The organism is Elusimicrobiota bacterium (assembly GCA_041660925.1).
Lineage (GTDB): Bacteria > Elusimicrobiota > Elusimicrobia > UBA1565 > UBA1565 > JBAZUV01.
On the sequence record JBAZVI010000003.1, the window covers coordinates 184363 to 196573 of the forward strand.

The 12211-nt window shown below is 70.0% G+C and carries 12 protein-coding genes; 5 read left to right on the forward strand and 7 right to left on the reverse strand.

What is annotated here, in order from left to right; genetic code table 11:
- Nucleotides 1-39: 39 nt before the first annotated feature.
- Nucleotides 40-2049, reverse strand: a complete 2010-nt coding sequence (locus WC969_05905; GenBank protein MFA6029365.1) for an FIST N-terminal domain-containing protein — start codon at nt 2047-2049, stop codon at nt 40-42.
- 106 nt (nt 2050-2155) lie between these two features.
- On the opposite strand from WC969_05905, the gene WC969_05910 reads away from it, so the two are divergent.
- Nucleotides 2156-3364 carry an aminotransferase class I/II-fold pyridoxal phosphate-dependent enzyme gene (locus WC969_05910; protein ID MFA6029366.1) on the forward strand — a complete coding sequence of 403 codons (1209 nt, stop codon included), beginning with the start codon at nt 2156-2158 and terminating at the stop codon, nt 3362-3364.
- 2 nt (nt 3365-3366) lie between these two features.
- Nucleotides 3367-4332, forward strand: coding sequence for a UV DNA damage repair endonuclease UvsE (gene uvsE, locus WC969_05915; GenBank protein MFA6029367.1), 966 nt, complete (start codon nt 3367-3369; stop codon nt 4330-4332).
- Here uvsE and WC969_05920 read toward each other — a convergent pair.
- The 3 genes from WC969_05920 to WC969_05930 all read right to left on the reverse strand — a co-directional run bounded on the left by WC969_05920 (nt 4329) and on the right by WC969_05930 (nt 7363).
- A complete protein-coding gene (locus tag WC969_05920; protein ID MFA6029368.1) occupies nt 4329-5537 on the reverse strand; it encodes a hypothetical protein in 1209 nt (402 codons plus the stop codon). The genes uvsE and WC969_05920 overlap by 4 nt on opposite strands.
- Before the next feature lie 62 nt (nt 5538-5599).
- The gene (gene ahcY, locus WC969_05925; protein MFA6029369.1) at nt 5600-6913 is read right to left on the reverse strand and encodes an adenosylhomocysteinase; all 1314 of its coding nucleotides are present in this window, start codon (nt 6911-6913) and stop codon (nt 5600-5602) included.
- A gap of 57 nt (nt 6914-6970) precedes the next feature.
- Nucleotides 6971-7363, reverse strand: a complete 393-nt coding sequence (locus WC969_05930) for a response regulator (protein MFA6029370.1) — start codon at nt 7361-7363, stop codon at nt 6971-6973.
- 52 nt (nt 7364-7415) lie between these two features.
- Here WC969_05930 and WC969_05935 point away from each other — a divergent pair, with 52 nt between their 5' ends.
- The 3 genes from WC969_05935 to WC969_05945 are packed head-to-tail and all read left to right on the forward strand — an operon-like array spanning nt 7416 to nt 9584.
- Nucleotides 7416-8108 (forward strand): response regulator transcription factor, encoded by a 693-nt coding sequence (locus tag WC969_05935; GenBank protein ID MFA6029371.1) that lies wholly within the window; start codon nt 7416-7418, stop codon nt 8106-8108.
- 2 nt (nt 8109-8110) lie between these two features.
- Nucleotides 8111-8545: a cytidine deaminase gene (locus WC969_05940; GenBank protein MFA6029372.1), complete on the forward strand. Its 435-nt coding sequence runs from the start codon at nt 8111-8113 to the stop codon at nt 8543-8545.
- Between the two features lie 55 nt (nt 8546-8600).
- Nucleotides 8601-9584 (forward strand): metallophosphoesterase, encoded by a 984-nt coding sequence (locus tag WC969_05945; protein MFA6029373.1) that lies wholly within the window; start codon nt 8601-8603, stop codon nt 9582-9584.
- A 10-nt stretch (nt 9585-9594) separates the two neighbouring features.
- Here WC969_05945 and WC969_05950 read toward each other — a convergent pair whose 3' ends face one another.
- The 3 genes from WC969_05950 to WC969_05960 are packed head-to-tail and all read right to left on the reverse strand — an operon-like array spanning nt 9595 to nt 12178.
- Nucleotides 9595-10104 (reverse strand): nitroreductase family protein, encoded by a 510-nt coding sequence (locus tag WC969_05950; protein ID MFA6029374.1) that lies wholly within the window; start codon nt 10102-10104, stop codon nt 9595-9597.
- Between the two features lie 14 nt (nt 10105-10118).
- On the reverse strand, nt 10119-11126 hold the full coding sequence (locus tag WC969_05955; GenBank protein ID MFA6029375.1) for a DMT family transporter: 1008 nt from the start codon (nt 11124-11126) through the stop codon (nt 10119-10121).
- Nucleotides 11123-12178: an enolase C-terminal domain-like protein gene (locus tag WC969_05960; GenBank protein ID MFA6029376.1), complete on the reverse strand. Its 1056-nt coding sequence runs from the start codon at nt 12176-12178 to the stop codon at nt 11123-11125. The genes WC969_05955 and WC969_05960 overlap by 4 nt, the downstream gene beginning before the upstream one ends.
- Nucleotides 12179-12211 lie beyond the last annotated feature (33 nt).

Below are 12211 nucleotides of genomic sequence, written 5' to 3' on the forward strand. Positions count from 1 at the left end.
GATGTCTGCGCATGGATGCGCAGACGTCGGGATTTCAGATTAGAGGGAGAATTCGAAGGCGACGACGCTCGCGCGCTTGCCCTTCACGGCGAGCTGTCGCCGCTCGCAGTTCGGGAAGAGGGCCTTCCCGCGCTCGTGGAGCTCCGAGCAGACGAGAAGGCGGCCCGGCGTGCAGTTGGACTCCAGGCGCTGCGCGAGGTTCACCGCGTCCCCGATGAAGGTGTACTCGCGGCGCAGCTCCGAGCCGACGTTCGCGCGGACGGCGCGCCCGGCGTTGATCCCGATGCGCACGCCGAAGGGGCTCCCCTTCTCCTGCAGGTCTCGCGTGAGCTCCAGCAGCTCGCGCCCCGTCTCGAGCGCCTGCGCGGGGTCGCGGAAGGCCGCGAAGATGCAGTCGCCGATGTACTTGTCCACGTCGCCGCCCCGCCGGTAGATGGCCTCCGTGGCGGGCTTGAAGATGGCGTTGAGCGCGGCGACGACCTCCTTGGGCGTGTGCTCCTCGCTGTAGGAGGTGAACCCCTTCACGTCCATGAAGAGGAAGCAGCCGACGAACTCGGAGTCGGGGAGCTCGTAGCTCCCCTGCGCGGCCTGGTCGCCCACTCCCCGGAACACCTCGTGCGGCGTGTAGCGGTGGATGACCTCGTTCTGGCGGCGCAGGCGCTCCCCGTCCAGATAGGACTTCCGGCTGAGGTTGGCGAGGAAGCGCTCGGTGTCGTCGAGAGTCCCCTCGCTCTTGGACAGCAGGCCTTTGAGCCGCGCGAGCTCGACGCGCTCGCGCGTGCGCTCGGAGAGCGGCCGCGGAGACGGCGTGCACGCCCGGCTTCCGCGCCGGTCCTTGAGGGCCATGAGGCAGACGGTGGTGGTGTGGTACTGCGAGCCCCCCAGCGGGGCGGCGGGGTCGACGACGTCCGCGTAGCGGCTGAGGCAGGGGCAGAACTCCCCTCCCGAGTAGAAGCCGAAGACGGGGACGTCGCGGCCGAAGACCTCGCGCACGGCCTCGAGCTCGTTGTCCACGCGGCTGTTGAGGATCGCGCTGCGCGAGCAGCAGCTCACGACGAAGACGAGGTCCGGCGTTTCGCCGCCCAGGCCGTCCAGGCACGACTGCGCGGCCGAGCGGGCGCCTTCGAGCAGCCCGCCGCGGCTGGCCAGGATGAGCCGGGCCGTGCGTCCTTCGAGGTTCTCGGCGGGGAAGTAGGAGATGCAGCCCTTCTTGAAGTCGCAGGCGACCGGAAGCTTGATGCGCGAGCGGCCGTCGGCGCCGGTCAGCAGCGAGAAGCCGTAGCGCTGCACGAGCAGCTCGAAGAAGGCGTCGGAGTGCCCGCGGCCGAGGAACTGGCGGTAGTAGTCGAAGACGGGCAGGCCGTCCACCTCGTAGACGGCCGCCCCGTCGCAGCGGGTGAGCGTCACGACGGGCCCGACGGGCTGCCAGCCGTGGGCGTAGCCGAAGGAGACCCCGAAGTCCTTCTTCGGGAGGTCGAGCAGGGCCAGGCGCGCGGTCCGGGTCGTCAGGCGCGCGCCGGAGTACTGGTAGTTCGTCCAGAAGTCGGGGTGGCTCATCCCGAGGTCGTAGTTCCCGCAGGAGAGGCCGCCGAAGAGCGGGAGCGGACCGAGCCCGTCGACGATGCCGGAGAGCATGTCGTGCTCCCAGCCGCTGGTGATCCCCGAGAAGACCAGCCCGAGCGGGAGCCGCCCCTTCCCCGCGGGTCCACCCGCTCCTACGGCGAGGGCGAGGCCGGTCGCGCGCAGGTCCGCTCCGGCGTCGACGCTGGAGAGCGTCGTGTTCGCTCCCTCCGTCGAGAGGAGGAGGACGGCGAGCGAGCCCGTGCTGACGCCCGCGTTGGTGATCTCCGCGTAGCTGGAGCCTCCGGCGAGGATGGAGGGGTCGAGCTCGCGGCAGAGGGCGCGGTGGAGCTGGACCTGGTCGAGATGGGTGGAGCCGAAGGCCAGCGCGAGGTCCGGGCGCGGCACGGTCCGGCGCGCCTGGCGCACGGCGTCCTTCGCCGCGCGGGCGGGGTCCTTGCCGAGGCCGAGTCCGATGCCGATGCGCATGAGGTCGTCCGGGGTCGATTACGCGTCCCGGGAATGGTATTCTACCCTTATTGGTCCGCCCATGAAGCACCGACGAGAAGAAACCCCCAGGTCCGCAGGAGACCGCATGCCCGCCACGCTTTCGAACCACGTCCGTCCCGCCCGGCGCACCGAAGGCATCACCTACGCCGTCCGCGACATCGTCGCCCTCGCCCACGAGGTCGCGAAGACCGGCAAGGAGATGCTCTACCTCAACATCGGCGACCCCAACCAGTTCGATTTCGAGACCCCGGCGCCCCTCATCGAGGCCGTGCACAAGGCGATGCTCGAGAACAAGTGCAGCTACTCCCCCTCCTCGGGCATCCCCTCCGCGGTCGAGGCCGTCCGGGAGGAAGCGGGCCGCAACGGCATCAAGAACATCCTCGACGTCTTCATCACGAGCGGCGGCAGCGAGGCCATCGAGGTCTGCCTCACCGCGCTCGTCGACCGCGGCGAGAACGTGCTCATCCCCTACCCCGGCTACCCGCTCTACGAGGCCGTGCTCGCGAAGCTCGAGGCGAAGGCCGTCCCCTATCTGCTCGACGAGGCGAACGGCTGGCAGCCCGACCTTGAGGACATGCGCCGGCGCATCGACGCGAAGACCCGCGCCATCGTGCTCATCAACCCCAACAACCCGACCGGCGCCGTCTACACCGAGAAGACCCTGCGCGGGATCCTCGCGCTCGCGCGCGAGAAGGACCTGCTCGTCTTCGCCGACGAGATCTACGACAAGCTCATCCTCGACGACAAGAAGCACATCTCCATCGCCTCGCTCGACTCCGAGGCCCCGGTCGTCACCTTCAACGGGCTCTCGAAGGGCTACCTCGCCCCGGGCTGGCGCATCGGCTGGGGCGTCATCAGCGGCGAGGCCGCGCGCCTGAAGGACTACGTCGCCGCGGTCAACAAGCTCCTGCGCGCGCGCCTGTGCGCGAACCACCCCATGCAGCACGCGATCGCCCCCGCCCTCAAGGGCCGCCAGGAGCACCTGCGCCCGGCCCTCGAGAAGCTCCGCCGCCGCCGCGACCTCACCTGCCAGATGCTCAACGCCGAGGGGATCTCCTGCGTGCGGCCCGAGGCGGCCTTCTACGCCTTCCCGAAGATCGACATCGCCGGGCCCGACGAGGAGTTCGTGAAGGACCTCGTGAAGGCCACGGGCGTCGTCACGGTGCACGGCAGCGGCTTCGGCGAGAAGCCCGGCACGCGGCACCTGCGCGTCGTCTACCTCCCCCCCGAGGAGACCCTGCGCAAGGCGTACGCGAGCATGCTGCAGTTCCTGCGCGACCGCCGCCGGCGCTGAGCGTGCTTCGCCTCGGGCTCTGCTGCCTCTTCCTCAGGGAGCCCATCCGCTGCCGCACGACGACGGCCAAGGCCCTGCGCCCGCTGCGCCGTAAGGAGCGGCTCGCGCGCGTTTCGGCGCTCTGCCTGAACAACGTCGCAAGTCTCAAGGCGTCGGTGGAGGCGGTCACCCGTCTGGGGATCGGGGCCTTTCGCATCCAGAGCGGACTCTTCCCGCGGGCCACTCACCCCGAGGTCGGCTATCGGCTGGAGGAACTCCCCGACCGCCGGCGCATCCTCGCGCTGGCCGCGGAGGTCCGCGCGCTCGCGAAGGCTCAGGGGATCCGCCTGAGCTTCCATCCCGACCAGTTCGTGGTCCTTTCCTCCGCGCGCCCGGAGGTCGTGGACTCCTCTTTGCGGGAGCTCGAGTTCCAGGGTCTGCAGGCGGAGCTCTTCGGGGCGGAGGTCATCAACATCCATGGGGGCGGGGCCGAGGGCGGCAAGGCCGCCGCGCTCGCGCGCTTCAAGACTTCGTTCCGTCGGCTTTCGCTTCGCGTTCGGAGGCGGCTGAGTCTCGAGAACGATGACCGCGTCTACACACCGAGAGACCTGCTGCCCCTCTGCCGTGAGCTCGGGGTCCCGCTCGTCTACGACGCTCATCATCACCGCTGCCTGCCCGACGGCCTGAGCGTGTCGGCGGCGACCCGGGCCGCGGCGGCGACCTGGAAGCGGCTCGGCCGCGCGCGCGGTTCGTGCTCCTCTCGCGCCGTCCTCCGGGGTGGCGACCGGGTCCCCGGAGGGCGCGAGCCCTACTTCCACATCTCCTCGCCGCGCGCGGGCTGGCGCGGGGGCGACCCCCGGCCGCACGCCGACTACATCGATCCGCGCGACTTTCCGAAGTGCTGGCTGCGCGGACGCGTCACGGTGGACGTCGAAGCGAAGGCCAAGGAACTCGCGATCCTGCGCCTGCGCGGCGACCTCGGGCTTTAAGGTCCCAGGAGCCGGAAGCTGACTCCGTCGTAGGACGAGCCGGCGCTCGTGCGCGTCGTGAAGGGCATGAGACGCTCGAGTTCGGCCGCGGCCTTCGCGGGCGGGAGCCCGCGCGAGAGGATGAGGTCGAGGTACATGAAGTCGGCGACGGCGCTCGCCGCCCAGTCGACGGTCTGCGCGAAGCCCGAGATCGGGAAGCGTGGGCCGGAGGCGAGTCTCCGCTGGAGCTCGGCGGGGACCTTCCCCTTCATCACCTCGCAGGCGCCGAAGTGGACGAGCTCGATGTTCGTCCCGACGCGCAGCGGCTCGGTCAGCGCGTCGGCGTCGGCGGGACCGGAGTCCGTGTGGAGGCCTTCTTCGCTGCCGTGGGCTGAGAAGTAGAGCACGACGGGCTCGGCCAGCAGGGAGGCCTCGCGCACCCACTTCGCCAGGCTGGCTTTGTCGGTGTAGAAGCGATGGCGGACCTGGACGGCGGGCGTGCGCGTGAAGAAGACCTTGAGCATGTCGCCGTAGGAGTACTCCCGTTCGGAGAGGTCCGACTCCCAGCGGGACTCGAGCACCACCAGCCAGCGGCGGCCGGCCGCCGGTTCGACGCGCGTGCCGTTCCAGTCCGACCACTTCGCGGCGCCGTCCGCGCGCCAGCGTCCGCGAAGGGCGCTCCCGTCCTCGGAGAGGCGGAACTCCCCCTCTCCCTTCTTCTGGTCGCTGTAGCGGAAGCGCAGGGCCCCGTCCCGCACGCGTCCTTCCAGCGACCCTCCGGAGAAAGAGTAGTAGCCCAGGACGCGCTCGCCCGAGCGGCTCAGGCGCAGGCGCCCGAAGTCGGTCTGCCAGAGGCCTTCGAATCCCACGGCGTCGCCGGCTCGGACGCGGCGCCGGCCCTTCCAGGGGTTCCACGCGGAACCGCCGCGGGGGAGCCGTTCCCCCTCGAAGGACTCCCCGTCGGCGGAGAGCCGGAAGCGGCCCTGGCCGGAGGCGTCGGGCTCCTGATAGGCGAAGATGAGCTCGTCGGCGGCGCGGCGGCCTTCGATGGCGCAGGCGGCTCCTCCCATCGTGTAGCTCCCGCGCACGCTCGCGCTGGACTCGTGCAGGGTCATGTCGCCGTAGCTCGTGCTCCACTCGCCCTCGAAGCTCCGGGGAGCGGCGGCGGCGGGATCGGCGAGCGCGAGGACCGCCGCGGCGAGGAGGAAGCGGAGGGGCTTGTTCATGACGGCATTGTAGAAAGAAAAACCCCCGCCCGGACCGCGGGCGGGGGTCTTCTCTCCCGGGCTCAATACCGGTAGTTGTCGGCCTTGAAAGGCCCTTCGACCGGGATGCCGAGGTAGGAGGCCTGCTTCTCGGTGAGCTTCGTGAGCTTCGCTCCGAGCTTGCCGAGGTGGAGGCGGGCGACCTTCTCGTCGAGCAGCTTGGGCAGCACGTAGACCTGGTTCTGGTACTTGCCCTTGCCGCGGGTCCCCCAGAGCTCGATCTGCGCGAGCACCTGGTTCGTGAAGGAGTTGCTCATCACGAAGCTCGGGTGGCCCGAGGCGCAGCCGAGGTTCACGAGCCGGCCCTCGGCGAGCAGGGTGACGCGCTTGCCGCCGGGCCACTCGTACTGGTCCACCTGCGGCTTCACGGTGAGCTTCTTGAGCTTCTTGTCGTTCTCGAGACCCGCGACGTCGATCTCGATGTCGAAGTGGCCGATGTTGCAGACGATGGCCTGGTGCTTCATCGCGTCGAGGTGCTTGCGGGTGATGATGTCGCAGCAGCCGGTCGTCGTGACGAAGATGTCGGCCGTCGGGGCCGCCTCGTCCATCGTGACGACCTGGTAGCCTTCCATGCAGGCCTGCAGAGCGTTGATGGGGTCGATCTCGGTGACGAGCACGCGCGCGCCCATGCCGCGCAGGGCCTGGCAGCAGCCCTTGCCCACGTCGCCGTAGCCGGCGACCACGCAGGTCTTGCCCGCGATCATGACGTCGGTGGCGCGCTTGATGCCGTCGATGAGCGACTCGCGGCAGCCGTAGAGGTTGTCGAACTTCGACTTCGTGCAGGAGTCGTTGACGTTGATGGCCGGGCACTTCAGGTTGCCCTTGGCGGCGCGCTGGTAGAGGCGGTGCACGCCGGTCGTGGTCTCCTCGGTGATCCCGTGGATGTCCTTGAGCAGTTCGGGGCGCTTGTCGTGCACGAGGTTCGTGAGGTCCCCGCCGTCGTCGAGGATCATGTTGAGGTAGGAGCCGTCGGGCCAGCGCAGGGTCTGCTCGAGGCACCAGTCGTACTCCTCGTTGGTCTCCCCTTTCCAGGCGAAGACGGGGATGCCGCGCTTCGCCATGGCGGCCGCCGCGTGGTCCTGGGTCGAGAAGATGTTGCAGGAGGACCAGCGGACGGAGCCGCCGAGCTCGGTCAGCGTCTCCATGAGCACGGCCGTCTCGATGGTCATGTGGAGGGAGCCGCCGATGCGCGCGCCGGCGAGGGGCTTCTTGCCCTTGAACTCCTCGCGCAGGGCCATCAGGCCCGGCATCTCGTGGCGGGCGATCTCGATCTCCTTCTCTCCGAACTCGGCGAGCGAGATGTCCTTGACCTTGTAATCCATGGTAGCGGTGCTCATTTCCTCCTCCGTGATATGCGTCTGAAAGGGGATTATAGCGGATTTCCCGTCGGAGGACTAGGGCGTCTTCGGCGGGTCGCCGATGAGCTCGCGCACCGCGGCGAGGAGGGCGGAGAAAGCGGCCGGTTTGTGAAGCAGGCGGACGCGCGGGTCCTCGAGCGGGACGGCCGCGCGGATCTCTTCGGCGCGCAGGCCCGTCAGGAAGATCACGGGCAGGTCCTTGGGCAGCTCGGCGCTCCCGCGCAGCGCGCGGTAGGCATCGAGGCCGGTCCCGTAGCCGGGCATCATGATGTCGGTCACGATGAGGGCCGGCCGCAGCGCTTCGGCCTGCAGCACGGCCTGGCGGGCGTCGGCGCAGGAGCTCACGCGCCAGCCCTGCGCCTCGAGGCGGTCGACCAGGGCCTCGAGGAGCTGCGTGTTGTCGTCGACGACGAGGATGAGGGGGCGCACGGGGGTCCCGGGAGTGTAGCAACTCCCGCTCCGGAGAGCTATAATGCGGGCCATGCCCAAAGTCACAAAATCGAAGAAGGGTCCCAAGGGGCTGCGCGTCATGCTCGCGGACGACGAGACGCTCTTCCGCGACGTGATCAAGGACATGCTCTCCCAGGAGAAGGGCTTCTTCGTCGTGGGCGAAGCGAGCGACGGCGCCGAGGCGGTCAAGGTCGCCACCGAGCTCAAGCCCGACGTCATCCTCATGGACATCGGCATGGGAGGAGGGATGAGCGGCATCCAGGCGACGGCCGCCATCACCCAGAAGCTCCCCGGCATCCGCGTGCTCATGCTCTCGGCCTACAACGACGACCTCCACGTCATGGAGTCGGTCCAGGCCGGAGCCTTCGGCTATCTTTCGAAGAAGCTCCCCCCCGCCGAGCTCGTCAAGGCGCTCAAGGCCTTCGCCGACGCCGGTACGATGCTGCCGCCGCCCGTCATGGAGAAGGCGGTCGCCCGGCTCCAGCGGATGCAGTCGGTGATGACCCCGCTCGGCTCGGCGACGCCCACCCAGATGCGCGTGCTCGCCCTGCTCGGGATGGGCAAGAGCAACAAGGAGATCGCCGAGGAGCTGGGCTGCAACGTCAAGACGGTCAAGAACCACCTCAACGTCCTCTTCCAGAAGTTCGACGTCAAGAACCGCACCGAAGCGGTCGTGAAGGCCATCAAGGCCGGCCTCATCGCCGGCCGCGAAGGTTCCCGGTAGGGATGCCTCCCCGCCGCAAGCCCCGGCAGCGCGAAGACGGCCTCGCCGCGCGCGACCGCGAGCTCGTCGCCGAGGCTCGGCGCCTCGTGCGCGCGCGCTTCCGCCAGAACTACCACCATCTCGCCTGCGCGCTGCGCACGCGCGCCGGGCGGGTCTTCTCAGGGGTACACCTCGAGGCCTACGTCGGGCGCGTGGCCGTCTGCGCCGAGGCGGTCGCGCTCGGCGTCGCGGCCAGCGCGGCGGGCGACACCGACGTGGACGTCATCGTCACCGTGGACCGCAACGGCACGGTCGTCTCTCCCTGCGGACTCTGCCGCGAGATGCTCACCGACTTCGCCCCCGACGCCCGGGTGGTCGTCCCCGGGAACGGGACGCTCGACCTCCTGCCCGTCTCCGACCTCCTTCCCCGCAAGTACCGCCGCTTCCATAAGGACTGAAGTCGCTTCCAGGTCCCATTGACAGGGGGCGGCCGTGGGCTTACACTTTATCGTCTTGAACTATCCAGACGGTTGGGAGATGGGCGGCCGGGCGATCCGTGAGGCGCTGCATGCACAACGGCCTCAACCCCTGCTGGAGCGCTGGGCCTACGAGGACCTGCGCGGCTTCGTGCGCCGCGGCGAGGACTGGGCCGAGCTCATGCGCCGCGCCTCCCCCTGGCGCACCCGCGTCCAGCTCGACCGCCTCGACGCCTCGCCCCGCCGGGAGAACGAGAGCTTCCGCTTCGCCGTGCTCGGCGATGCGGAGCCCGGCCGCTTCTGGTTCACTCGGGCCCTCTTCGGGGTCGAGGGGATGTTCCCTTCCCAGCTCAAGGACATCCACACGCGCGGGGTGGACTTCGTCATGCAGCTCGGCGACATGGTCAGTCGCGGCAGCGTGCCCAACTACCTGCGCTTCTTCCGCGAGCTCGAGGCCTGCGGCGGGACGACGCCCTACCTGAGCGTCGTCGGCAACCACGACCGCCGCTTCCCGCACGGGCGCTCGGACACCGCGCTCTACGGGGCCCTCTTCGGCCCCACCGACTGGTTCTTCGACCGCGGCCCCGTCCGCTTCGTGGTGCTCGACACGAGCGCTCGGCGGCTCAGCGAAGGGCAGCTCCTCTGGCTCGACCGCGCGCTGGACACCGAGCGGCGCAAGGTCGTTTTCACGCACGTGCCCCCCGCCGCGCTGGGCTCCTGGACGGACTTCGCCGGCCGACGCCGCGCGCTCGGGGGCTTCAAGGACGGGGCGGTGGAGTTCGTGAAGATGATGTCGCGCCGGCGCGTGGACCGCGTCTACTTCGGACACATCCATGCCTTCGGCGTGCAGGAGCTCGACGGGGTCCGCTACGTCCTCAGCGGCGGCGGCGGCTCGCCGCTCTACCCTCTGGGTCTGCAGGGGCAGTTCTACCACTACCTCAGCGTCGAGATCGGTCCCGCGGGCGCGCGGGAGACCGTCTACTGCGCCGACGGCCGCTCCTTCGACATCGCCGGCCGCTGACGTCGGGTCCTTACTTCCCCCCGAACCTCTCCCAGTGCAGGACGGACGCCAGAGGACGCTTGGGCACGCGCCGGCCTTCCTTTCCCGCGTAGCCGAGCGCGATCAGCGAGAGCAGCCGGTAGCGGGCCGGGTCCGCGCCGAGGAGGCGGACGATCTCGGGCGCATAGGGCTTCTTGTCGCCGGCCACCCAGCAGGACTGGACCTTGAGAGAGGCCGCGGCGACGAGGATGTTCTCGGTCGCGGCGCTGCCGTCCTCGAGGAAGTACTTCGCGTCGGCCGCCGTGAGCACGGCGACGCAGGCGGGCGCCCGGCGGATGAACTTCCCGTACTCGGTGACGTCCGCGATGCGCGCGCGCAGGCCGGCCCCGGTCACGACGACGAACTCCCAGGGCTGGATGTTGCGCGCCGTGGCGGCCCGGCGTCCGGCGTCGACGATCTTCGAGAGCGTCGCCCGCGGCACCGGCTTGGGCAGGTAGAGGCGGGTGCTGTGGCGTTCGGCGATGGCTCTAAGGGTGTCCATTTTTCTCCATTTCCTCATTGTCTCCCTTCCCCTTCGGGGAAGGGTCGGGGGTAGGGGAGGACCTTCGTCCTTCCATTTGTTTTGAAGCAGTGACGTTGAAAGAAGTGTTCTCCCCCACCCTGCCCTCCCCCCGACGGGGGAGGCAGTGAGGAAGCCGACTCTGGGAGATTCGCGGACTCTCTTCCCCAAAGTTCTCCCACTATGATCGCTGAAACGATCAACGCTCCTCCCAGCGCCGAGAGCGGCCGGAAGGGCTCGCCGCCCAAGGTCCAGGCGAAGAGGGCGGCGAAGACGGGCTCGAGGGCGAAGACCAGCGAGACGGTGAGCGGCGCGATCTCGCGCTGGGCCAGCATCTGTGCGGCGTAGGCCGAGAGGGTCGGCACCAGCGTGAGGAAGACGATGGCACCGGCGCTGCGCGGCGCGGCGCCGAAGGGGCGTCCGGCGAACGCCGCGAAGAGCATGCAGGCGGCGCCCGCCATCCAGAACTGCTGGAAGGCCAGCGCGGTCATGTCGACTTCCCCCCGCACCCAGCGGTCCATCGCGAAGAGGTGCGCGGCGTAGGCGAGGGCCGCCAGCAGGGTGAGCGCGTCTCCGGGGTTGATCCCGCTGGGTCCGCCCGTGACGAGGCGCAGGCCGACGAGCGCGAGGAGGACCGCGGCCCAGGCCCCGGCGCCGGGGACGCGGCGGTCGCGCAGGAACATGAAGCCCGGCACGAAGAGGATGAAGGTGCCGGTGATGAAGCCGGAGTTGGCGGCGCTCGTGTAGAGCAGCCCCTGCGTCTGCGCCCCGTAGAGGATGGAGAGGAGGAAGGCGAGGACGGCGCCCTCGCGCGGATGTCGGCGCCAGCGCCCGCCGCGCAGCAGGAACGGGAGCAGGCAGGCCGCGGCGAGCAGGAAGCGCCAGCCGCAGAGCGCGAAGGGGTCGACCCCGGAGAGCGCGTCCTTCACCATCACGAAGGTCGAGCCCCAGACGAAGGCGGCGTAGAAGAGCCCGGCGTGCAGGAGCGCGGCGCGGCGGGTCATTCGAGGTGGAGGAGGGGCCCTTCGCGCCGGAACTCCCCGCGCGGCTGTCCGGGTCCGAGGAGGGCGTCGGAGTCGAGGTCGCAGTACGAGAAGGCGCCGAGCCCGCAGGCGAGGTGGACGCTCGGCGAGAGCCCGCGCGCGGTCTCCTGCATGCAGCCGATCATGAGCTTGAGACCGGCCGCGCGCGCGAGCGCGGCGATGTCGAGCGCGCCGCGCACCCCGGTCTTCGCCAGCTTGATGTTGAGGACCCCGGCGGCGCGCGCTTCGATGACGCGCAGGGCGTCCTCCGGAGAGCGGACGCTCTCGTCGGCGGCGACGGGCGCCGGCGAGCGCTTCTGGAGCCACGCCATCCCCCGGAGGTCTTCCCGGGGCAGGGGCTGCTCGAGAAGGACGACGCGGGCGCCCGCCCGTGCGGCCCGCTCGGCGAAGCGCAGGGCCCCCTCGGCGCGGAAGCCCTGGTTCCCGTCGAGGATGATGCCGGGGCGCAGACCGAGCGCGCGGGCCGCCGCGACCGCCGCGCAGACGCGCGCGAGGTCCTGCGCCTTGTCCTTCGTCCCGACCTTGATCTTGAGGGTCCGGAACCCCGCGCGCAGGGCCGTGTCGGCGGCGTCGCGGGTCGGCTCGGGCGGCCAGGCGGAGAGGGTAAGGTCGGTCTCGAGGGATTCCAACGCTCCCCCGAACCAGTCGGACATGCGCACGCCGAGCGCGTTGAGGAGCGCGTCGAGCGCCGCGCATTCGAAGGCGCAGGCGGCCGCGGGGATCTCTCCGGAGAGCGCCCAGATCTCGGCGGCGAGCGGTTCCCGCGCGCTGACGTCGCGTCCCTTCAGGCGCGTCAGCAGGCGCGCGAGCTCCCGCGCGAGGGCCTCCGGCGACTGGTGCTTCATGACGATGGAGCTCGAGGCCTCTCCGGTCCCGCGCGCGCCGCCGGCCAGGCGCAGGGTCACGACGGCGTTGGTGGTCTCGGTCTTCGAGCCGAGCGCGGTCACGAAGGGGTTCTTGAGCGGGACGGTGAGGAGCGAGACTTCGCCGCCGCGGATGACGAAAGGATTCATGGTAAAAGGTGCCGGTATTCTATTAAAATGCGC

Coding starts and splice junctions, on each gene's coding strand:
- WC969_05950 (MFA6029374.1), bottom strand. CDS start 10,104: ATGGACACCCTTAGAGCCATCGCCGAACGCCACAGCACCCGCCTCTAC.
- WC969_05955 (MFA6029375.1), bottom strand. CDS start 11,126: ATGACCCGCCGCGCCGCGCTCCTGCACGCCGGGCTCTTCTACGCCGCC.
- WC969_05910 (MFA6029366.1), top strand. CDS start 2,156: ATGCCCGCCACGCTTTCGAACCACGTCCGTCCCGCCCGGCGCACCGAA.
- WC969_05935 (MFA6029371.1), top strand. CDS start 7,416: ATGCCCAAAGTCACAAAATCGAAGAAGGGTCCCAAGGGGCTGCGCGTC.
- WC969_05940 (MFA6029372.1), top strand. CDS start 8,111: ATGCCTCCCCGCCGCAAGCCCCGGCAGCGCGAAGACGGCCTCGCCGCG.
- WC969_05920 (MFA6029368.1), bottom strand. CDS start 5,537: ATGAACAAGCCCCTCCGCTTCCTCCTCGCCGCGGCGGTCCTCGCGCTC.
- ahcY (MFA6029369.1), bottom strand. CDS start 6,913: ATGAGCACCGCTACCATGGATTACAAGGTCAAGGACATCTCGCTCGCC.
- WC969_05960 (MFA6029376.1), bottom strand. CDS start 12,178: ATGAATCCTTTCGTCATCCGCGGCGGCGAAGTCTCGCTCCTCACCGTC.
- WC969_05905 (MFA6029365.1), bottom strand. CDS start 2,049: ATGCGCATCGGCATCGGACTCGGCCTCGGCAAGGACCCCGCCCGCGCG.